This is a genomic window from Photobacterium iliopiscarium (assembly GCF_003026395.1).
Taxonomy (GTDB): Bacteria; Pseudomonadota; Gammaproteobacteria; order Enterobacterales; family Vibrionaceae; genus Photobacterium; species Photobacterium iliopiscarium.
This window is the reverse complement of the sequence record NZ_PYOO01000010.1, coordinates 98,523-121,676: the sequence shown is the minus strand read 5'-3', so window position 1 is coordinate 121,676 and position 23,154 is coordinate 98,523. Positions and strand designations below refer to the sequence as shown.

General features: G+C 43.4%; 21 protein-coding genes. 10 read left to right on the top strand and 11 right to left on the bottom strand.

Annotated elements, in window-relative coordinates; all coding sequences use genetic code 11:
• Positions 1–44 precede the first annotated feature (44 nt).
• Together pdhR and ampD are read right to left on the bottom strand one after the other, a co-directional pair.
• Positions 45–818 carry a pyruvate dehydrogenase complex transcriptional repressor PdhR gene (gene pdhR, locus C9J51_RS14550; RefSeq protein ID WP_045037349.1) on the bottom strand — a complete coding sequence of 258 codons (774 nt, stop codon included), beginning with the start codon at positions 816–818 and terminating at the stop codon, positions 45–47.
• A gap of 308 nt (positions 819–1,126) precedes the next feature.
• Positions 1,127–1,672 (bottom strand): 1,6-anhydro-N-acetylmuramyl-L-alanine amidase AmpD, encoded by a 546-nt coding sequence (gene ampD / locus C9J51_RS14545; RefSeq protein ID WP_045037348.1) that lies wholly within the window; start codon positions 1,670–1,672, stop codon positions 1,127–1,129.
• A gap of 161 nt (positions 1,673–1,833) precedes the next feature.
• On the opposite strand from ampD, the gene nadC reads away from it, so the two are divergent.
• From nadC to mutT, 9 genes are all read left to right on the top strand, one after another.
• Complete coding sequence (gene nadC, locus C9J51_RS14540; RefSeq protein WP_045040552.1) at positions 1,834–2,724, top strand: carboxylating nicotinate-nucleotide diphosphorylase; 891 nt, start codon at positions 1,834–1,836, stop codon at positions 2,722–2,724.
• A 344-nt stretch (positions 2,725–3,068) separates the two neighbouring features.
• A complete protein-coding gene (locus C9J51_RS14535) occupies positions 3,069–3,500 on the top strand; it encodes a pilin (RefSeq protein ID WP_107275229.1) in 432 nt (143 codons plus the stop codon).
• A gap of 2 nt (positions 3,501–3,502) precedes the next feature.
• Positions 3,503–5,188: a type IV-A pilus assembly ATPase PilB gene (gene pilB / locus C9J51_RS14530; RefSeq protein WP_045040541.1), complete on the top strand. Its 1,686-nt coding sequence runs from the start codon at positions 3,503–3,505 to the stop codon at positions 5,186–5,188.
• Between the two features lie 69 nt (positions 5,189–5,257).
• A complete protein-coding gene (locus C9J51_RS14525; RefSeq protein WP_045040540.1) occupies positions 5,258–6,478 on the top strand; it encodes a type II secretion system F family protein in 1,221 nt (406 codons plus the stop codon).
• 61 nt (positions 6,479–6,539) lie between these two features.
• The gene (locus C9J51_RS14520; RefSeq protein ID WP_045040539.1) at positions 6,540–7,415 is read left to right on the top strand and encodes a prepilin peptidase; all 876 of its coding nucleotides are present in this window, start codon (positions 6,540–6,542) and stop codon (positions 7,413–7,415) included.
• A gap of 3 nt (positions 7,416–7,418) precedes the next feature.
• A complete protein-coding gene (gene coaE, locus C9J51_RS14515) occupies positions 7,419–8,024 on the top strand; it encodes a dephospho-CoA kinase (RefSeq protein WP_045040538.1) in 606 nt (201 codons plus the stop codon).
• 49 nt (positions 8,025–8,073) lie between these two features.
• Complete coding sequence (zapD, locus tag C9J51_RS14510; RefSeq protein ID WP_045037342.1) at positions 8,074–8,811, top strand: cell division protein ZapD; 738 nt, start codon at positions 8,074–8,076, stop codon at positions 8,809–8,811.
• A gap of 7 nt (positions 8,812–8,818) precedes the next feature.
• Positions 8,819–9,019, top strand: coding sequence for a DNA gyrase inhibitor YacG (yacG, locus tag C9J51_RS14505; RefSeq protein WP_045037341.1), 201 nt, complete (start codon positions 8,819–8,821; stop codon positions 9,017–9,019).
• A gap of 118 nt (positions 9,020–9,137) precedes the next feature.
• Positions 9,138–9,545: an 8-oxo-dGTP diphosphatase MutT gene (gene mutT / locus C9J51_RS14500; RefSeq protein WP_107275227.1), complete on the top strand. Its 408-nt coding sequence runs from the start codon at positions 9,138–9,140 to the stop codon at positions 9,543–9,545.
• Between the two features lie 48 nt (positions 9,546–9,593).
• On the opposite strand, the gene secA is transcribed toward mutT, so the two are convergent.
• Positions 9,594–12,329, bottom strand: coding sequence for a preprotein translocase subunit SecA (gene secA / locus C9J51_RS14495; protein ID WP_045040536.1), 2,736 nt, complete (start codon positions 12,327–12,329; stop codon positions 9,594–9,596).
• Between the two features lie 448 nt (positions 12,330–12,777).
• Here secA and C9J51_RS14490 point away from each other — a divergent pair, with 448 nt between their 5' ends.
• The gene (locus C9J51_RS14490) at positions 12,778–13,236 is read left to right on the top strand and encodes a DUF721 domain-containing protein (RefSeq protein ID WP_045037338.1); all 459 of its coding nucleotides are present in this window, start codon (positions 12,778–12,780) and stop codon (positions 13,234–13,236) included.
• Between the two features lie 105 nt (positions 13,237–13,341).
• On the opposite strand, the gene lpxC is transcribed toward C9J51_RS14490, so the two are convergent.
• From lpxC to murD, 8 genes are all read right to left on the bottom strand, one after another.
• A complete protein-coding gene (gene lpxC, locus C9J51_RS14485) occupies positions 13,342–14,259 on the bottom strand; it encodes a UDP-3-O-acyl-N-acetylglucosamine deacetylase (RefSeq protein WP_045028092.1) in 918 nt (305 codons plus the stop codon).
• 224 nt (positions 14,260–14,483) lie between these two features.
• Positions 14,484–15,614, bottom strand: coding sequence for a cell division protein FtsZ (gene ftsZ, locus C9J51_RS14480; RefSeq protein ID WP_045037337.1), 1,131 nt, complete (start codon positions 15,612–15,614; stop codon positions 14,484–14,486).
• Positions 15,615–15,646: 32 nt separating this feature from the next.
• Positions 15,647–16,903, bottom strand: coding sequence for a cell division protein FtsA (gene ftsA, locus C9J51_RS14475; protein ID WP_045040535.1), 1,257 nt, complete (start codon positions 16,901–16,903; stop codon positions 15,647–15,649).
• A gap of 12 nt (positions 16,904–16,915) precedes the next feature.
• Positions 16,916–17,701: a cell division protein FtsQ/DivIB gene (locus tag C9J51_RS14470; protein ID WP_045037375.1), complete on the bottom strand. Its 786-nt coding sequence runs from the start codon at positions 17,699–17,701 to the stop codon at positions 16,916–16,918.
• Between the two features lie 273 nt (positions 17,702–17,974).
• Entirely contained in the window at positions 17,975–19,438 is a 1,464-nt protein-coding gene (gene murC / locus C9J51_RS14465; protein ID WP_045040534.1) for a UDP-N-acetylmuramate--L-alanine ligase, read from the bottom strand.
• A gap of 14 nt (positions 19,439–19,452) precedes the next feature.
• Entirely contained in the window at positions 19,453–20,517 is a 1,065-nt protein-coding gene (gene murG, locus C9J51_RS14460) for an undecaprenyldiphospho-muramoylpentapeptide beta-N-acetylglucosaminyltransferase (RefSeq protein WP_045037334.1), read from the bottom strand.
• Complete coding sequence (gene ftsW, locus C9J51_RS14455; RefSeq protein WP_045037333.1) at positions 20,504–21,817, bottom strand: cell division protein FtsW; 1,314 nt, start codon at positions 21,815–21,817, stop codon at positions 20,504–20,506. Before ftsW ends, murG begins: the two co-directional genes overlap by 14 nt.
• Positions 21,817–23,154: a UDP-N-acetylmuramoyl-L-alanine--D-glutamate ligase gene (murD, locus tag C9J51_RS14450; protein ID WP_045037332.1), complete on the bottom strand. Its 1,338-nt coding sequence runs from the start codon at positions 23,152–23,154 to the stop codon at positions 21,817–21,819. Before murD ends, ftsW begins: the two co-directional genes overlap by 1 nt.

Genomic DNA, 23,154 nt, shown 5'->3' with positions numbered 1-23,154 from the left:
AACAATGTCGCGACTTGCAAATGGCCTTTGGCTGATAAAGAACCCTAGTCAAGCCCGTCCTTGCGTTGCTGGATTCGGCGGAGAGAGCGTTGACGCCTGCTATCTTCTCGCGATAAATCCAACAAAGTTTCCTCAATATAAGCCAAATGTGCATGGGATGCTTCACGCGCCTTTATAGGCTGTTTTGAAACAATCGCCTCGACAATATTGGCTCGATGTTTTCTGACCTTATCCACCACCGCTTGGTGACGATTAAGGTATTCAAAATTCTGTAATACGTTTTGTTCTAACAATGGCGCTAAGCTACGAATAATATGTAATAACACCACATTATGTGCCGACTCTGTCACCGCAATAAGGTATTGCATTACCGCGGTAGCTTCAGCGGCTAAATCGCCTTGTTGTTGTGCTTGTTGAATCTGCACATGACAATCTTTAATACGATCAAAGTCATCATCATTACCACGCAGGGCCGCATAATATGCCGCTAATCCCTCTAGCGCATGGCGCGCTTCAACTAAATCTAATTGTGTTTCTGGGTGTGCGGCCAGTAAATCGAGCAATGGCTCAGAAAAACTTTCCCATAAATTCTCGGTCACAAATGTGCCGCCACCTTGACGACGCGTCAGTAAATGTTTGGCTTCTAAACGTTGAATCGCCTCTCGAACAGAAGGACGAGAAACATCAAATTGCTTAGCCAATTCACGCTCAGGAGGCAGTTGTTGTCCGGGTGATAATGTCCCCTCAACAATCAAACACTCAAGCTCTGTTTCGATAGCCTCACAAAGTTTGGGTTGGCGAATACGTTTGTACGTCATTATGATGAATGCTTCTTATAATCAATCTGCTTTAATAACAAAACTAACCATACGGGTAATTGGTATTACCAATTTGCTGACGTGGAAAGTTTACAGAAATAATCGTGAAAGTCCACATTCAACTTGATTGAAATCATAGAATGAAGCGTGACACAACAAAAAATATACATTTAACTTTACATTCAGAAACAATTAATAATAACCATCGCTACAATTAAGATTGAACACATTAATAGTAATGATAACTTAGAGACAAAAAGCCTATGATTTATCAACACTAATTGATAAAACTGTTAATAAATAACCGCCTACAACTGAGCTTTATAACTATGCCAATCAAACACTAATCCCGGATCAGTTTTTCGCCCCGGTGCAATAAATTCATGCCCTGTTATTCGCTGGCGAGTAATCGCAGGATACTGCTGCATGATCTTTTGGGTTAAGGTAGCTAAGGTTTCATACTGACAATCTGTGAACGGCAAATAATCACAACCTTCAAGTTCAATTCCTATCGAATAGTCATTACATTTATCTCGCCCTTCAAAGCAAGAAATCCCCGCATGCCACGCACGAGCATTGAACGGTACAAACTGAATAATACTGCCATCACGACGAATCAAGCAGTGCGCCGATACGCGAAACTGATGAATCAATGCGAAATAAGCATGCTCATTAGGATCAAGCTGGCCCGTAAATAACTGCTCAATGTAAGGTCCACCAAACTCCCCCGGCGGCAAACTAATGTTATGTACCACCAGCAGTGAAATATCATCATCAGGGCGAGTATCACAAAATGGCGATGGCACGTGTTTAACGTTATCAAGCCAGTGATCGCGATTAATGGTTAAAGTCATATCAACCTCAAAGTAAAGAAATAGGTATCGAGTATCGAGTATCGAGATAAAAATTAAAACCTCTCTCCTCGAAAACTGATTTTTTTCCCTGTATGCTTTTGCTATCACTCGCGGTAATTCACTTACCGGCAAACTCTTGCTATGGATACGACATGACAACGATGGAACAAAAACACGACAGCAGCGCTCGTCTTGCTTACCTTAAACAACAACTGCCATTAGAAATCACCCGCGCAGTTGCTGATGCCTTGCGTGAAGATTTAGGCGGTGAGATTGATGCTAGCCGTGATATTACCGCCAATTTAATTGCCGCAAATAGCCACAGCACCGCCACCATTATTACCCGTGAATATGGCGTTTTTTGTGGTCAACTATGGGCGAATGAAGTGTTTGCCCAATTGGGTGGTGAAGTGATGGTTGATTGGCACGTTGCCGATGGTGATGTCGTCAAACCCAACCAAGTGTTATGTAGCCTGAGTGGCCCGTCACGGATGTTGCTTACTGGCGAGCGTAATGCGATGAATTTTATTCAAACCCTTTCAGGCTGCGCTACCCTTACGGCGGAATATGTTAACCAACTGGTCGGCACTAATACTCGTTTATTAGACACCCGTAAAACCATCCCCGGTTTGCGCAGCGCACTTAAATATGCAGTCAGTTGTGGTGGCGGTTTTAACCATCGCATTGGCGTGTTTGATGCCTACTTAATTAAAGAAAACCACATCATGGCCTGTGGTGGGATTGAAAAAGCAATCGCCACTGCCAAGCAATTAAACCCCGGCAAACCCGTAGAAGTTGAAACCGAATCGCTAGCAGAATTAGAACAAGCAATTACTGCTGGTGCGGATATTATTATGTTGGATAATTTTTCATTAGAGATGATGCGTGAAGCGGTAAAAATTAACGCAGGTCGTGCGGCGTTGGAAAACTCTGGTGATATTACCCTGAATAATATTCGCGAATGTGCGTTAACGGGTGTAGATTATATTTCAGTCGGTGCGCTAACCAAGCATGTACGAGCAATGGATTTATCGATGCGGTTTAGTAACTAACCACCGTCGTTTTCAACAGGGAATGCCGAACTCACCCAGTCATTCCCTACAGTGAATGCCCGCGAGGGCGATAGGAAACCTACTCACTGCGCGTTGTTGAATTGATATTTTCACTGGCTTTTCCTGCTCTCCCTCGCCCCTTATTCACCTCACGACCTGCCACATTTCTGCGCCCCAACTCCAGCCCTATTTTGTAACTGCTGCAACAATGGCATAAATAATTCAAACTGTGCCGAGCAATAACACCACTGTTATTCAATCAATATCTTAAGCCTTTTATTCTAGTTCCACAGCACTACCCCTTTGTCCATGTTGGACAATTTAAAACCTTCAAGGAATGGAATATGAAAAAGCAACAAGGCTTTACCCTTATTGAACTGATGATCGTGGTAGCGATCATCGGTGTGTTATCAGCCATCGCAATTCCGGCATATAAAAATTATGTCACCAAAAGTGAAGTAGCATCAGCAATGAGTACCATGAAGGCGTTAATCACCCCTTTTGAAGCTCACCTTCAAGAAAAAGGTAACACAGCAGCCCCTTTATTAGCTGATATAGGTACAAATGAGAACGCCAACCCACTAGGTGTATTATCAACACCAGCAACAATAGCAGAAGCTACAGGTCCTGAGCTTAAATTCGTATTCGGTGAAAGCAGTTCAATTGATGAGAGTATAGTAACTTTCACAAAAGGAGTTACAGCTGGTGACGTATGGACATGCAAGCATAATGTCAAAGACGTAGAGATTAAAGGCTGTAAAGGTCCTGACGCATAACCATGCAAACAAACCTCGCCTCGATCCTGTTCCAAGCTGAGTTAATCAGCGCCGAACAGCAGCAGCAAATTGTCGAGTCGGTGACGGCGGAAGGGATCAATGTCCCGACCGCCATTACTCGCCTAGGTATCATGGCGGATGATGAACTAGCACGTTCATTATCGCACCTGTTCAACCTAGATCGAGTGGATGTTCACCATTATGACTTTCAAGGTTGCTGTCAAAGTGTCTACCAACGTGAATTGGTGTTACGCCATCGCGTGCTGCCGCTTGCGCAAGACAATAGCACCCTTTTTGTCGGCCTTAGCGATCCTACCAATGTCGAGGCGCAGGATGAATTTCGCTTCGCTATTGGTAAGAACGTTGAACCACTGTTATTAGAAAATAAACAACTTGAATCGGCGATTCGACGGGTTTACGGCAGTGATATCGGTGATGTCGGTAACAGCCGCCAAATCAGCGATGAAGATTTAGGTAACTTAATTGATATTAACGATCTTGAAATCGATGACTCAACCGATTTAAGTCAAGACAGCGCCCCTGTCACCCGTTATATCAACCAAGTATTAATGGATGCACTGCGCCGTAAAGCATCAGACATTCACTTTGAACCCTATGAAACCAGCTATCGAATTCGGTTTCGCTGTGATGGTATTTTACATCAACATTTAACCCCACCGTCAAGTTTGTCGCGGCGGTTATCAACCCGTTTAAAGGTAATGTCAAAGCTCAATATTGCCGAGCGTCGCCAACCACAAGATGGACGCATCAAGCTTAAGTTATCAGAATCACTAGCGATTGATTTACGGGTGTCGACCCTGCCCACGTTATGGGGTGAAAAAGTCGTACTACGGATTTTAGACAGTTCCAGTGCCAGCTTAAATATTGATATTTTAGGGTATAGCGATGCTCAAAAGCAGGCTTATTTAAACGCCCTGCAACGCCCGCAAGGGATGATTTTAATGACGGGACCAACAGGCAGCGGCAAAACCGTATCGTTATATACCGGCTTAAGTATTTTAAATACCGATGAACGCAATATTTCCACCGCTGAAGATCCGGTGGAGATCAACCTTCAAGGCATTAACCAAGTTCAGATAAATAATCTCGCCGGACTGGGGTTTGCAGAAGCATTACGATCGTTTCTACGTCAAGACCCTGATGTAGTGATGGTGGGTGAAATTCGTGATTTAGAAACCGCCGAAATTGCAGTTAAAGCCGCCCAAACAGGGCACTTGGTGTTATCAACGCTGCACACCAATTCAGCGGCAGAAACCATTACCCGTCTAACTAACATGGGAGTTGAAGATTTTAACCTTGCGTCATCACTAAGTTTGATTATTGCGCAACGGTTAGCACGCCGATTATGCAGCCACTGTAAACAGCCGCACCTGCTAGATGACTTAACTTGTGAACGCTTAAAACTGCCACTTAACACCAGCGTTTTTCAAGCCAATAAAGAAGGCTGTGATGATTGCAATAAAGGCTACGTTGGGCGAGTGGGTATTTATGAAGTGATGCAGTTTAGCCGAGAGATTGCCGAAGCATTAATGCAAAACGCCACCAGCTTACAATTAGAAGATATTGCCGCCAGCCAAGGTATGCAACGGTTACGAGAATCAGGCATCGATAAATTAGTTGATGGCACTACCAGCCTTATCGAATTACAACGGGTACTGCAACTCTGATCTCACCATCGTGTTATTGCTCGCAGCGCCCTTTAAACAATCTCTGTATTTAATTAAAAAGGATTTATTATGGTTGTTGCCACTAAAATTCGTTACTACCAATGGCGTGGCGTCAATCAAGCCGGACGTAAAGTTTCTGGCGTCACGATGGGGTTTCAAGAGCAAGAAGTTCGCCATCAGCTCACCGAGCAAATGATCAACATTAAAAAGATCAAGCGTACCTCTCCTGGCACCTTAAGCCGCCTTCGTAATCAAATGAAACCCGAAGATATCACTACGGTCACTCGTCAATTAGCCACCATGGTTGAATCAGGCGTGCCCGTGGTACAAGCATTAACCTTAATGGCGAACAGTCATCATAAAGCAGAAATGCGCGCGACCTTGATTCAAGTCACCAATCAAGTTGAAGCGGGATCGTCATTAGCTAAAGCGATGCGTTCCAGCTCGCCATTGTTTGATAAATTCTATTGCGACTTGGTTGATACGGGTGAACAAACAGGGCACCTAGGGCAAGTGTTTGGGCGTATTGCGGTGTATCGCGAAAAAGCCGAAGCAATGCGAAAAAAGATCATCAAAGCGATGATCTACCCGTCAATGGTATCTATCACTGCCATCTTAGTGACGGTGCTAATGTTAGTGTTTGTTATTCCGCAATTTGCGGCTATTTTTAGTGGCTTTGGCGCTGAATTGCCGTGGTTTACTCGCCAAGTAATGAAAGCGTCCGATTTTTTAATTAATTATGGGCTTTATCTTGGACTTGGAATATTAATTACGATTATCGGCTACCGTTATAGCTACCACCATTATTATCGTTTTCATTACCGTATGGATAAACTGAGCTTAAAGTTACCGATTGTTGGAGAGGTATTACTTAAAGCGACGATTTCTCGTTTTTCTCGCACCCTCGCGACCACCTTTAATGCAGGTATTCCACTGTTAACCGGTATTCAATCTGCGGGTAAAATCAGTAATAACCTTTATATTGAACAAGCCATTGATAATGTTTATAACAGTACCGCCGCCGGCATGCCTTTATACGTAGCCTTACGTCAAGCCGATGTTTTTCCTGAATTAATGCTGCAAATGGTGATGATTGGTGAAGAATCTGGCGCACTTGATGATATGCTCAATAAAATGGCACAGTTATACGAAGATGATGTTGATAATACCGTCGATAACTTGGGTCAAATTTTAGAGCCGTTTATTATCATTATTCTTGGTATCATTATCGGTGGTTTATTAGTCGCGATGTACATGCCTATCTTTACGCTAATGAGCGTTATGGGGTAATGACAACCCAGTCTAGCCGTGACGTTAATGTTAGCAGATCCATTTTTTAAGAGAGTATTGCATGGCTGTACTGAGTTATTACCCGTGGCTGTATCCGCTGTTCGCCACTATTTTTGGTTTATTGATTGGCAGTTTTTTAAATGTGGTCATTTACCGCTTACCAATCATGATGGAACGTCAATGGCGTCAAGAATGTCATGATTGCTTCCCTGAACTCGATGTACCGCATCAAGATGATCCAACGCCATTTAATTTAAGCGTACCGCGCTCCCGTTGCCCCCATTGCAATCATGCCATCAGTGCGCTAGAAAATATTCCAGTGATTAGCTGGTTAGTATTAAAAGGTAAATGCCGCGCGTGTCATGCCCCTATTAGTAAACGCTACCCTGCGATTGAAATACTAACCGCGATTATTAGCTTAATCGTCGCCTTAGTATTACCGCCAACATGGTGGGCAGTCGCGGTATTAGGCGCAAGCTTTGCCCTGATTGCACTGACCTTTATTGATCTCGACAAAATGCTACTGCCTGACCAAATCACGCTGCCATTAATGTGGGCGGGTATTTTATTGGCCGTCATGGGGATTAGCCCGATTTCATTAACCGATTCCGTTATAGGCGCAATGGCGGGGTATTTATCACTGTGGTCTGTTTTTTGGGGCTTTAAACTGCTGACCAAAAAAGATGGCATGGGTTACGGTGATTTTAAACTGTTAGCGGCTATTGGGGCGTGGGTTGGGTGGTCATTATTACCGTTTGTGATCTTACTCTCCTCTCTTGTCGGGGCAATCTTTGGCATTATCATGCTGCGCAGCAAGCAGGAAGATCAACAAACCCCGTTCTCTTTTGGACCATACCTTGCTGTCGCTGGCTGGATTGCTATGCTATGGGGCGAACCAATTTTAAATTGGTATGTTAGCTCTTATTTAGGATTCTGATTGATGACAATGGTGATTGGTTTAACCGGAGGAATTGGCAGTGGAAAAACCACGGTAGCCAATGTATTTGCTGAATACGGCATTGATTTAATCGATGCCGATATTATTGCCCGTGACGTAGTTGCCATCGGCAGTGTCGGTTTAGCTCGTATCACTGAAAAATTCGGTAACCGTATACTGCTTGATGATGGCAATCTTGATCGTAGCCAATTAAGAACCGCTATTTTTAGTGACCCACAACTCAAAAACTGGCTCAATCAACTGCTGCATCCGTTGATCCGTGAAAAGATGTTAGCGGATATAGATCGTGCAACATCGCCGTATTGCCTGTTGATTGTGCCGTTGATGATCGAAAATAACCTTCAAACCCTAACCGATCGGTTACTGGTGGTTGACGTTGACCAACAAACACAGATAATGCGTACCCAGCAGCGAGACAATGTATCGCTTGAGCAAATAAATAATATTCTTGCAGCGCAAGCTTCGCGCCAACAACGGCTCGATGCAGCCGATGATATCATTTGTAATAACGGTGATAATCAGGCACTGTTGACGCAAGTTGCTCAGCTACATCTGCATTATCTTGCTCTCGCGCGAGCGGCGAAATAACGCTCTGCGTGCATTGATTATTCTTTTTTGTCTTCCACTGGTTTCCGTTATGCAAATACATCGTTATGAACACCCACTGAATGAAAAAGTGCGTATTTATTTACGCCTAGAACACTTACTCAAACAATTACATGACAGCAACGACCTTAGCGACCCATGGCAATATACGATTTTCTTTAACGCCTTGTTTGATCTGTTAGAGTTAATTGAACAAATTCCGGTTAAAACCGATCTTGCTAAAGCGCTCGATAAGCAAAGCACAAAATTAAAAGCATGGTTAGATTATGACGGTGTTGATCCAACGGCGATCCAATCATTACTCGATAACATGAGTCATGCTCAGAAAAACTTATTAGCAGCACCACGTTTAGGCCAAAGCCTACGTGAAGATCGTTTTCTAAGCTCGATTCGTCAACGTTTCTCGATTCCTGGTGGCACTTGTAGTTTTGACCTGCCAGCACTGCACTTCTGGCGTCAATTGCCATTAGAAGATCGTCAACAAACCACTCAAGCATGGCTTGATCAATTAGCTGAAGTCGATGAAGCTCTCAAGCTATGGCTACACTTAGTCCGTCAATCTGCACAATACCAACCACAATCAGCGCATAATGGTTTTTTCCAAAATGATGCGAGCTTATCGTGTTTACTTCGCATTGAAATCGATGCAAGTTATGGTGTTTATCCTGTAGTATCAGGTCATCGCAGTCACTTCTCGATTCGCTTTTCTCCTTATGAAGAAGGCTCGACAGTGGCAAGTAATATCGATTTTAAACTAGCTATTTGCTGAGGTAACTATGTCGCAATCTCAACCGACGGTGGTGAAATGCCCAACCTGTAAAACTGATGTCGTCTGGGGCGAACAAAGTCCGTACCGTCCATTTTGCTGTAAACGCTGCCAATTGATTGATCTTGGTGAGTGGGCGGACGAAGAAAAAGCCATTGCTGGCGCGCCAGATATGTCTGACACTGATGTGTGGTCAGAAGATAATTACTAAGTCTTCACACTGCAAACAAGCAACCGATTACTGATTAAGGGCGAGCCAATGTTGACATTAGCTCGCCCTTTTTTTAATAACGACATTATTACTGACTAATGAAATGTAGGCTCTGACTATGATTAAAAAACGCCTTTGGATAGCCGCAGGGATCATTTTAAACTCAACCCAAGATCACGTTTTTATTACGCGTCGCCACGCTAATGCTCATCAAGGTGGATTATGGGAATTTGCAGGCGGCAAAGTAGAAGCCAATGAAACCGCTGAACAAGCGGTTATTCGTGAACTTAACGAGGAAGTGGGTATTCAAGTCATTACGCTAACGCCATTGATTAGCCTTGCTCATGATTACCCCGATAAAGCCTTACAGTTTGATTTTTTCGCCATCACAGCATTTGCAGGTGAAGCGTGTGGTAATGAAGATCAAGCGGGATTGTGGGTCGCAATTAATGAGCTTGAGCAATACCCATTTCCTGAGGCTAATGCGAGGGTATTGGCGAAGATCATTGAGGTTTATGGGAAATAAAAAAAGGTCGCTCTAGGCGACCTTTTTTATAACAGCTTAACGGCGATCTTAGTCGATCTTACCGTGACACTGCTTGTATTTCTTACCAGAACCACATGGGCAAGGCTCATTACGGCCGACTTTACGCTCTTCGCGCTCAAACGTACCTTGATGGCTATCATCTTCTTCTTGAGATGACTCATCAACAATTTGATTGTCAGCATTTTGATGTTGGAATTGTTGACGACGTGCTAGCATTTCTGCCATTTGACGACGTTCTTCTTCTATGCGATCAACTTCTTCCTGCTGCTGTACTCTTACCTTACTTAAGATAGAAACAACATCACTCTTTAAGTTATCTAACATCTCTTCAAACAGTTCAAACGACTCACGCTTGTACTCTTGCTTAGGGTTCTTTTGTGCATAACCACGTAGGTGAATACCTTGACGAAGATGATCCATCGCCGCTAGGTGTTCTTTCCATAATGTATCGAGGTTTTGCAGCATTACCGTTTTTTCAAAGTTACGTAACACTTCAGTGCCAACAACTTGTTCTTTTTCACGGTAAAGCTCAAACGCTTTTTCAACAATACGCTCACGAAGGGCTTCTTCATAAAGCTTATCTTCAGTGTCTAGCCAGTTTTTAATTGGTAGCTCTAAATCAAAGTCTTCTTTTAGGCGCGCTTCTAGGCCGTCGATATCCCACATTTCTTCTAGCGATTGCTGAGGAATGTAGTTATCAATAATTGCGTTCAACACGTCTTCACGGTTGTGCTCAATCATTTCACTGATATCGTTCGCATTCATAAGCTCGTCACGTAGTTCATACACTACCTGACGTTGGTCGTTCGCAACATCATCAAATTCAAGTAATTGCTTACGAATATCGAAGTTACGTCCTTCAACTTTACGCTGTGCGTTCTCGATAGCTTTTGAACCCCATGGATGTTCAATTGCTTCGCCTTCTTCCATACCTAGCTTCTTCATCATGCCTGAAACACGATCAGAGGCGAAGATACGCATTAAGCCATCTTCCATTGAAAGATAGAAACGAGACGAACCAGCATCACCCTGACGACCCGCACGACCACGTAACTGGTTATCGATACGACGAGATTCGTGACGCTCAGTACCAAGAATGTGTAAACCACCTGATGCTAATACGGCATCATGCTTGATTTTCCAATCAGCACGGATTTTCGCGATTTGCTCATCAGTAGGATCAATCAGTTTCTCAACGTCCGTTTTCCACGAACCACCGAGCATGATATCGGTACCACGACCAGCCATGTTAGTAGCGATAGTTACCGTACTTGGCGCACCCGCTTCAGCGATAATGTCAGCTTCTTTTTCGTGGAATTTAGCATTCAGTACGTTGTGCTTGATGCCTGCATCTTTCAACGCTTTAGATAGCATCTCTGATTTTTCAATCGAAACCGTACCGACAAGACATGGCTGACCATTTTTAACACGTTCAGAGATATCTTTACTGATTGCCACGAATTTTTCAGCTTCAGTCATGTAGACTAAATCGCCGTTATCAATACGTGCCATTGGGCGGTTAGTCGGTAGCACTACCGTGTCTAAATTATAAATAGACTGGAATTCAAATGCTTCAGTATCCGCAGTACCTGTCATACCTGATAACTTCTCGTATAAACGGAAGTAGTTCTGGAAGGTAATCGATGCCAAGGTTTGGTTTTCGTTTTGAATCTTAACGCCTTCTTTCGCTTCAACAGCTTGGTGAAGACCTTCAGACCAACGACGACCCGGCATAGTACGGCCAGTGTGCTCATCGACAATGATAACTTCATCATCTTGAACAATATAATCGACGTCTTTTTCAAACAACACGTGTGCACGTAAACCGGCATTAACGTGGTGTAATAAACTAATATTAGCTGGAGAATACAGGGTATCGTTCTCAGCCATAATGTCGTTTTTAATCAACAATTCTTCGATGAATTCTTGACCTGTTTCAGTAAAGTGCGCTTGTTTTGATTTTTCATCAACAGTGTAGTGACCTTCACCACGGTAATCGACGCTGTCTTCTTTATCTTGACGCACCAATAACGGAATGAGCTTGTTCACTTTAATGTACATTTCTGAGCTATCTTCAGCAGGGCCAGAGATAATCAGTGGTGTACGCGCTTCATCAATTAGGATGGAGTCAACTTCATCGACAACCGCAAAGAAGCGCTCACGTTGAACGCGATCTTCAGGACGGAACGCCATGTTGTCACGTAGGTAATCAAAACCAAATTCGTTGTTAGTACCGTAAAGTATGTCGGCAGCGTATGCTTCTTTTTTCGCTGGCGGTGACATATTAGGTACATTAACGCCAATACTCATACCGAGGAATTCAAATAATTCACGGTTAGTTTCGGCATCACGCGCAGCTAGGTAGTCGTTCACGGTTACGATGTGAACGCCTTTACCTGTAAGGGCGTTAAGGTATGACGGCAATGTTGCAGTAAGAGTTTTACCCTCACCAGTACGCATTTCAGCAATTTTGCAGTCATTTAGAACCATGCCACCCAGTAGCTGTACGTCAAAGTGACGCATGCCATAGACACGGCTTGATGCTTCGCGAACAGTCGCAAAGGCTTCTGGTAGTAGTTGATCTAGCGTTTCGCCTTGATCTAAACGCTCACGAAATTCAGCTGTTTTTGCTTGCAGCTCATGATCTTGTAGGCTTTCAAACTGAGGTTCTAGCTTATTGATTTGATCAACAATTTTGCGCATACGACGCAGAGTGCGGTCGTTACGGCTACCGATAACTTTAGTCAGTAGTTTTGATAACATGGTGATGCCGTTTTCTCTTTGTTATATCAGCGTTTCTATTGCTGAATCGCTTAATTCGGGTTTCATTCCTAGGGGGACCTAAGCCATCCATATCCCACAGGAATCGTCACAACGGTGACTAAGAGATTAATCCTAAAACGTGTAATAATGATATTGTGTCATGATAGCTGCTTTTCAAGGGCTAACATTACTATCCTAACAAAAAGCACCTTACTCAATGCTAAACTAATACTATTTATTGCCACTTCAGCACAAAAAATACAATGCGCGCTGTTGGGTGGCAGACATATCACTCGACATATATTAACCTATATGCCTGATATGATAAGTCATATTAGTGTCATCGCCTATGATAAAAGCCGCAGCAAAGCTTTTTATCTTTGAAAAATTAAGATCATATCCGCAAAAGTGACATTTTTATTCTATCGAATATCCAGGAATTAAAATCATGAGAGATCATCGCCCCCAAACCGCAGCACATCTACTTGAGAGTGACGGTCTAACATCGATTCAACAACGGGCGGCGGCATTAAGCCAATTGAATACTGCGGTAAAAAACCATCTCAATTGTGCTGAGCATTGTCGCGTCAGTAATTATCGCCAAGGAGTGCTGATTATTGAAACAGCATCGGCGGCATGGTCGATGCGACTTAACTATGAACGTTACCAATTAACGCTTAAATTACGCGAAAAATTATTACCTAAATTGCGTGAAATTGAGGTTAAGGTAAACCCTACATTGGCAGCGGTGACGATTCGTAAACAAGATAAAATTCCCGATATTATTCAAAAACCAATCAGCAATGTGGCAGCGCAACATCTGTTAGCTACCGCTGCGAATGCACCGGATAAAGTCAAAGCTTGTTTAGAACGATTAGCAAAGCTGGCACAAAAGAACCCCCGCTAATGCTTTGTTGAACACAAATATCGCATCGGCAATTTGACAAACAACAGATACAAAAACGCCGAACATAAATGCTCGGCGTTTTTTAATACAAGGCAGTTGCGTGATTTACGCCAATACCATACCCGGTTGAGCAAAAGTGACTGGCACTTCACGCTCATCTTCAAAGGTTGACCACTCATAGGCTTCTTGATCAGCCAATACTGCACGCAGTAGTTGGTTGTTCAGCGCATGACCTGATTTATAAGCGCGCATTTCACCAATGATATTGTGACCACACATGTAAAGGTCGCCAATGGCATCCAATACTTTGTGAGTAACAAGTTCATTGTCAAAACGCAAACCGTCATCGTTCAGGATGCGGTAGTCATCCAGTACAATTGCGTTATCAAAGCTACCACCAAGACACAAGTTTTGTGATTGAAGGTATTCGATATCGCGCATGAAACCGAAAGTACGTGCACGGCTAATCTTTTTAACAAAAGACTGGCTTGAAAAATCTAACACTAGACGCTGCTGATCTGAATCAATCGCAGGGTGATTAAAGTCGATAGCAAAATCGAGACGGAAACCGTTATAAGGTACGAGTTCCGCCCACTTGTCGCCATCTTCAATGCGAACAGGCTTTTTAATACGTAAAAAACGCTTAGGCGAATTTAGCGTATCAATACCTGCTGATTGAAGCAGGTAAATAAATGGGCTTGCGCTACCGTCCATAATAGGAATTTCAGGTGCATCAACTTCGATAATGACATTATCGATACCCATACCGGCTAGTGCAGCATTCAAGTGCTCAACAGTTGAAATGCGCACGCCTTGTTCATTCACAAGAGCGGTACATAACATGGTATCGCGCACTGAGTCTGCATTTGCAGGGAAATCCACAGGTGGATTAAGGTCAGTACGGCGATAAATCACGCCAGTATTTGCGGCTGCAGGACGCAGGATAAGCGTCACTTTACGTCCAGAGTGGAGGCCCACACCAGTCGTCTGCACAATGCTTTTAAGTGTACGTTGTCTGATCATCTGCTTTATATCTCAACGGTTAAACAAACTTTTGCTTGCAAACTTATTAGGTGAATAGAAACTATTCTCAACACCGAATTGGTGAATTGAACACTTATCATACCATAACCTAAAAAATATCCAAAATAATTCACGGTAGATATAAAAGAGCACCTTTTGTGGTGAAACAAAAGATGCAACTCTTACTCAGCTAAATTAGCTCTACAATCAATATGTTGGCTATTTTAGTCTGCTTGCTTACGCAAGAATGCAGGGATATCTAAGTAGTCATGATCCGCACCCTGAGCTTTAGCTTGTTGAGTTTCAGCAGGCTTATCTTCAGCGATTGCAGCAGGTTTTTCCTGTGCAACAACAGGTGCAGGTTTTGATGACGTTACTAATGTGATATCAGGCTTACACTCTTTACCAATGCCTGTTGCAACTACGGTTACACGTAGCTCATCAGTCATATCTGGGTCAAGTGAAGTACCAATAACCACGGTAGCGTTATCAGAAGCGAATGCTTTAACTGTGTTACCTACAGTTTCGAATTCGTCAAGACGCATATCCATACCAGCAGTAATGTTAACTAAAACACCACGTGCGCCAGCTAGATCGATATCTTCTAGTAATGGGCTAGAAATTGCCATTTCAGCAGCTTCTTCAGCACGGTCATCACCAGCAGCAACACCACTACCCATCATTGCATGACCCATCTCAGACATTACGGTACGTACGTCCGCAAAGTCGACGTTGATCATGCCAGGGCGAGTGATTAGCTCAGCAATACCTTGAACTGCATTCTTAAGTACGTCGTTTGCTTTCGCAAAGGCATCAAGTAATGTGATACCACGACCAAGTACTTTAAGTAGCTTTTCGTTAGGAATAGTAATTAATGAATCAACATGCTTAGAAAGCTCGTCAATACCTTGCTCTGCAAATGCCATACGCTTCTTACCTTCGAAGCTAAATGGTTTAGTCACAACAGCAACGGTAAGAATACCAAGCTCTTTCGCTACTTCAGCAATGATTGGCGCAGCACCAGTACCGGTACCACCACCCATGCCCGCTGCAATGAAGATCATGTCAGAGCCTTCAAGCTCTTTCTTGATTGCTTCGCGATCTTCTAACGCTGAATCACGACCCACTTGTGGGTTTGCACCTGCACCCAAACCTTTAGTGATATCACCACCGATTTGAATAACAGTACTTACGCTTGTTTTACGAAGAGCTTGTGCATCAGTGTTAACACTAATGAACTGCACGCCTTCAATAGACTCACGTACCATGTGATCGACTGCATTACCGCCGCCGCCGCCAACGCCAATGACCTTAATTACAGCTTCATCAGACATTTCCATCATCGGTTCAAACATTTGTTCTCTCCGTTATCCTGTTCGCATCAGGTTTAAAAATTCTTTTCGAACCAACCACTGATTCGTGAAAATAACCCAGTTACCGAGCGTTTCGGTTCTTGTGCATTTTCATCAAATGATTGACTATCCTTTCCGTAATGCAGTAATCCTACTGCAGTAGCATAGGGTGGAGCCTGAACATAGTCAGTCAATCCACTCAGATCAAGAGGCTGACCGATACGTACTTGATTGCGGAAAACCCGCTCAGCACATTCAGTTAAACCTTCCATTTGCGCAGCGCCCCCGGTAAGGACGATGCCCGCTGCTAGGTGGTGTTTAACACCAGCCTCTCGCAATTGATCTTGTACGGTTAGTAATTTTTGATTTACTAACCCTAGCAATTCACTATATCGAGGCTCTATTACTTCTGCTAGTGTTTGACTTTGCAAGCTTCTAGATGGACGACCACCAACACTCGGTACATCAACCTTAGCATCTTTGCTCACCAATTCACTTAGAGCACAACCGTATTTCACTTTAATATCTTCAGCGTCACCCGGTGGTGTACCAAACGCATAAGCAATATCACTGGTTACAACATTACCTGCATACGGAATCACTTCCGCATGACGCAATGCGCCGCCAGTCCAAATGGCAAGATCCATTGTACCGCCGCCAATATCGACCACGCATACGCCGAGCTCACGCTCATCTGGGGTCAGTACAGCATGGCTTGTTGCTAATCCTGAAAAAATCAGATGATCAACAGTTAAACCACAACGCTCTACTGCTTTAACGATGTTGCGCGCCATGTCGTTATGACAAGTGATCAAGTGAACACTTGCTTCCATACGAACACCTGATAAACCAACAGGGTTTTTAATACCCTCTTGGTAATCAATCGCAAATTCTTGTGGAATCACATGCAACGTACGTTGCTCATCGCTTATTTTTACTGATTTCGCCGTATGAATAACATTATCGACGTCATCTTGAGTTACTTCTTTATCAGAAATAGGCACCATGCCTTTTTCTGTTTGGCAACTAATATGTTTACCTGATAGCGATAAACACACGGAACCAATTTGGCAGTCAGCCATCAGTTCAGCTTGATCAACAGCACGCTGAACAGACTTCACTACTGACTCAAGGTCATTAACCCCACCTTTATCCATTCCGCGTGATGGGCTGCTACCTACACCAATGACATTAACATTGCCATCGGGTAGGACCTCCCCAACCAAAGCGCAAACTTTGGAAGTGCCGATATCAAGACCAACGATGAGTTTTTTATCTGCAGCCTTAGTCATCAGTGCACGCTCTTATTTTTTATCCGGCGTATGATTATCATACTCCGGCATTGTTTTCCAACCCACAGCTGCGCCAGTATCATAACGCAAATCTACATAATCAATCGGCTTATCCTGCTTTAATAAGTCAGGATAAATCTCGATAAAACGCTTTATACGTTGCATTCGAGCATCATGCCCCAATTCAAGTTTAATTCCGTTTGTTAATACCACGCGCCAAGCACGGCGTTCATTAAACGATAATGACGCAATCCCAAAACCCGCTTTTTTCAACACTGGACGCATTTCTTTGAGTCCAGCTAAAACTTCTTCACTGCTGCCTTTAGGACCAATAAGATTGGTTAATCCTAACCCTGCCACTTGTAATGCTGGTGCTTTAAAAACCACACCAGAACGATTCACTAAATAGGTACCGTTCCATTCTGCGACAGGTTGATTCTCAACCAAAAATACTTTAATGGTATTGGGCCATTGTTTACGCACAGCAGCTTGAGCAACCCAAGGTAACGCCTCGACGGATGCTTGAATACTATTCACATCTTGGGTCATAAAACTACCCAGATGGTTTAAATGTAAAATTGACTGTCTAACATCATCTTTAGTGAGATAATGTAACTGCCCTTGAATGACTAAATTTGACAAGGGTAATCGGTTTGCATCTGTCATCCAGTCTTTGGTAGCACTGACAAGCCAAACCGTAAAACCAATGACAAAGAGAAAAAACGCTAATCCACCCCAACGCTTCAAACCACGAGGAGAGGATGATATATGCTCTTTATTTTCGACTTGTTCAGTCATCGCGTGTCTATTTACCTTACCATTTAAGCCAAACCATTCCATAAAGGTATTTTATGATGGTGCGCTCAGTCAGGTATAACGAGCAAAGTTAAACGATTATACCGAGCAACTCGACCCACTCCAACACTCATAAGGCGTTTTCCGAGCATAACCTGACAATAAATTTATCTATTTGTCGAGAAATAGCAAAAAACAGCGATCACTGACACTAGAATCTTCATTTTATAACCAGTGATCAGTGTTTATGCCATAACTCAAAGTAAAAAATACCAATTAAGCATCTTGGCGCATAGCTGCAATATTCAACTGCAATTCGGCCAATTGGCGGGCTATTTTGCCAACATCACCCGCACCTTGTGTCAGAACCAAATCATCATTTTGGATAATATTGGCTAAAATCGCAGGCAAATGTTCGGCCTGGGGCACAAAAACAGGATCAATTTTAGCGCGAGATCGAATAGTTCGGCACAATGATCGACTATCCGCGCCAGCAATAGGCGTTTCACCTGCGGAATAAACATCCAGCATCACTAACACATCGACTTGCTCTAATACATTAGCAAAATCATCGTATAAATCACGGGTACGACTATAGCGGTGTGGTTGGAATATCATCACTAAACGCTTATCAGGCCAACCTGCACGTGCTGCTTGAATAGTAACGTCAACTTCACTTGGGTGATGACCATAATCATCCACCAACATCACGTTACCATTGCCCGTTTCAAATTCACCAAGATGATCAAAACGACGACCCGTCCCTTCAAATTCAACTAATGCACGCATGATAGCATCATCACTGACGCCTTCTTCAGTGGCGACTGCAATCGCAGCGGTTGCATTTAAAGCGTTATGTTTACCGGGAATATTAAGCGTAATATTCAATGCAGGTTTATCATTACGCAATACCGTAAAGTGACCTTGCTGACCAGTTTGGGTGTAATTAATCAAACGTACATCGGCATCTTCAGCAAACCCGTAGGTCAACATTGGACGACCAACGCGTGGTAATAATTCACGTACCACTGGATCATCAATACACATAACTGCTAAGCCATAAAATGGCAGATTATGAATAAAATCAATGAAGGTTTGTTTTAACACTTCAAAGTCGCCACCATAAGTATCCATATGGTCAGCTTCAATGTTAGTGACTACACACACCATCGGTTGTAAGTGTAAAAACGACGCATCACTTTCATCAGCTTCTGCGATTAAATAACGACTACAACCTAAACGTGCATTAGTACCGGCACTTTTAACTAAACCGCCGTTAACAAACGTTGGATCAAGACCTGCTTCAGAATAAATCTGAGTGGTCAGTGCGGTAGTGGTAGTTTTACCGTGTGTTCCTGCAATCGCAATACCATGACGGTAGCGCATTAATTCTGCCAACATTTCAGCGCGACGAACGACGGGAATACGTAATTCAGTTGCCGCTAATAATTCTGGATTTTGTTTGTTGATAGCGGTTGATGCCACCACTACACTTGCGCCGATGACATTTTCAGGCGCATGGCCAAAAAAGATCTCTGCGCCTTTTGCAGTAAGACGATTAGTCACGGCATTGGGTGCGATATCAGAACCACTAATACGGTAACCTTCGTTAACCAATACTTCTGCGATGCCGCTCATGCCAGCACCACCAATACCAACAAAGTGAATTCGTTCGACTCGGCGCATCTCGGGCACCATAGTTCGAATTTTTGCTAATTGCTGGTTATCCAGTTTACTCATCACTTTGTTCCTGTTTAATTCTTTGCTAGTGATTTAATCACATCAGCAACACGCTGGTCTGCGTCAATGATAGCAGCATTACGCGCGGCACAAGCCATGTGCTCAAGCGCAATGCGATTTAATAAATTAATTTGTTGGGCTAAACCATCAACCGTTAATTGCGGCTGTTCAATCATTTTAGCGGCACCACATGCGACTAAATGTTCAGCATTTAAGGCTTGTTGACGATCTTTATGCATAAACGGAATGAAAATAGCGCCAATACCCGCCGCCGATAATTCCGATACCGTTAACGCACCAGAGCGACAAACAACTAAATCAGCCCAACCATAAGCAGCGGCAACATCGTCAATAAACTCAGTCACTTTATGTGGCGTTTGAGTACATTTTGCATAGGCTTGCTCAGTAGATTGCTGATTACCTTTACCGGCTTGATGCCAAATGGTGACGTTCTCCCCTAGAATCCCCGCCACTTCTGGCATGGTCTGGTTTAAGATACGTGCACCTTGGCTGCCACCCATAACAAGGATTCGAATCGGCCCAGTACGTTCAGCAAAACGTTGTTTAGGTGCAGGCAATAATGTCACATCTTCACGAACCGGATTACCGACCACTTGCTTATTTTTAAATGCACCGGGAAAAGCTTGCAGCACTTTGCTGGCAATTTTAGCGAGCCATTGATTGGTTAATCCAGCCACTGCATTTTGTTCATGCAAGACCACGGGAATACCCAAAGACCATGCCGCTACACCACCAGGGCCACTAACATAACCACCCATGCCCAGCACCACATCCGGTTGCCATGCTTTGATGTATTTACGTGCTTGAATAATCGCTTTTATAATTTTAAATGGCGCACCTAATAACGATACAATACCGCTACCACGTAATCCTTTAACTTTAATAAAATCAATATCAATACCATGCTTAGGGACTAAATCCGCTTCCATACGATCAGCGGTACCCAACCATCGAATTTCCCATCCTTGTTGCTGCAATCGACGTGCAACTGCTAGCCCAGGGAAAACGTGACCGCCAGTACCACCAGCCATCACTAATAATCGTTTATTCTTTGTCATTAGAATGCTTTTTATCTTGTTCTAGTTGTGAATTATCAGCAGTTGCAAGCACTTGAGAATCTAAAGAGACTTGTTCAACCGCTACTTCCATATTATCCAGTGCTTCATCGTCAACCTCAGCTGGTTGCTCTGATGCAAATTTAGCCGCGACCCGTTGCTCAAAATCAATTCGAATCAAAATAGCCACGGCGGCTGCCATGATAAATAGACTTGAACCACCATAACTGATCAAGGGTAACGTTAAGCCTTTGGTCGGTACGATACCAGCGGCAGCACCAACGTTAACCAAGGTTTGAAACGCAAACCAAATACCAAAACCAAACGCTAAATAACCGCCAAATAATAACCCGCTTTCTAGACATTTTCGTCCAATAACGATCGCTTTAAACACTAAGGCAAATAATAATGTTAAAACAACAATTACCCCAGCTAAGCCTAACTCTTCGGCTAAAACAGCAAATACAAAGTCAGTATGAGCTTCAGGTAAATACGCTAATTTTTGAATCGAGTTACCGAGTCCCTGCCCAAACCATTCACCACGACCAAATGCCATTAATGATTGAGTTAACTGATAACCACTACCATAAGGATCTTGCCATGGGTTTAAAAACGAGGTTACCCGTCGCATACGATAAGGTTCAAAGGCAATCAGCATTGCAATACCGACTAAGGCAGTTGCTAGCATCACTAAGAATTGCCATAACCGCGCACCCGCAATAAATAGCATCCCGATAGTACCAACAAACATTACCACGAACGAACCTAAGTCAGGTTGTTGTAGCAATAGAAAACCCATAATACCGAGTACAACTAATGGCTTAGCAAAACCGATAAAACTACCACGCACTTGGTTATATTGACGGACTAAATAGCCCGCAAGAAACACAAACAGTGACAATTTAGCGACTTCTGCTGGTTGCAGGTTAAATACGCCTAATGGAATCCAACGTGCAGCACCATTAACGGAGTGGCCGATAGCCAATACTACAATCAATAATAAAATTGAGGTCAATAACATCGGTACGCTGTACTTTTCCCATTTAGCTAATGGGATCCGCATAACAACCGCAGCGATCACTATCGAACAGACTAAAAAGAAGCCATGACGAAGTGCGAAGAAGAAAGGAACACCAGTAAGACGAGTTGCGACAGGTATGGATGCTGAAGTAACCATGACTAAACCGATCATCATCAGAGCTATTGCTATCCACACCAATTGGCGGTCATACAGAATCGGTTTGGCAGGTTTTAAAAACCAACCAGAAACTACCGATAATCCGTTACGGGCCATTTTAAACATTACATTTTTCCTGAGACTGAATCTTGTAGCCGAATGGCTTGTTCAACAAAAGCATCACCGCGTGCCATAAAGTTGGCAAATTGATCCCAACTCGCACATGCCGGTGATAATAAAACCATATCGCCAGCTTTTACGGTAATTGCTGCGCGATCCATTGCTTCACTCATGGTATCGACATTTATCGCGTTTTCGACTAATTCGCTAAACAAATGACCATCACGACCAAAACAATAAAGTTGTACATTTAAGTCAGCCAGAACCGGTTTAAGTTCACTAAAATCAGCGCCTTTACCGTCACCACCCATTAATAAATGCAGTTTCCCTGCCAATTGCAAGCCGGTTAATGCGGCCACTGTGCTGGCAAGGTTTGTTGCCTTTGAATCATTAACCCATCTCACACCATGGCTATTTACCGCCAGTTGACAGCGGTGAGCTAATCCGGTGTAACGACGCATTGTTTGGCAAGCTGCTGCGCGATCAATACCAACCGCATCGGCTAATGCTAATGCCGCTAAACAGTTCGCCACATTATGACGGCCAACTAACGCAATTTCACTGACCGCCATTAATGGTTCACCCGCAATGGCTAACCATTCCGCGCCATCAACCATCATTAAACCATAATCAGCATTATCAAAACCAAAACTGGTCATTTTACCGTTAAAATCAGGCTTAGTCGCAAGATCGTCACGGTTATAAACGGCTAATTTAGCATGATCAAAAACACGCATTTTGGCATTGCTATAGTCGGCTAAACCACCGGGATAGCGATCCATATGATCTTCCGACAAGTTTAGATACACCGCGGCTTCAACCACTAACGACGAGGTAGTTTCTAACTGAAAACTCGATAATTCAAGAACATAAAGATCATGATCTTGCGCCAGCATATCTAGCGCTGCAAAACCAATATTACCGCCGACACCGACATTAACACCGGCCTCTTTAGCCATTTCACCGACTAAACTGGTGACGGTACTTTTGCCATTAGAACCAGTGATAGCCACTACGGGTTTATTAACCGCACGAGCAAATAGCTCAATGTCACCAACAATTTCAATGCCAGATTGAGCGGCAACCACTAATTCAGGGGTCGCTAATGCAATCCCTGGGCTGGCGACAATTAAATCCGCCTCAAGCAACCATTGTTGATTCCATTGGCCAGCACACACATCAATACCCGCCGGTAATTGTTCTTGGCCTGGCGGATTATCACGGGTATCAATTACTTTAATATCCAGCAATTGTGGTAATCGAACTAAATGATTCACCACCGATAGACCTGTCATACCAAGTCCAATCACAACAACCTTGTTAATACCTACCAAGCCATTCAT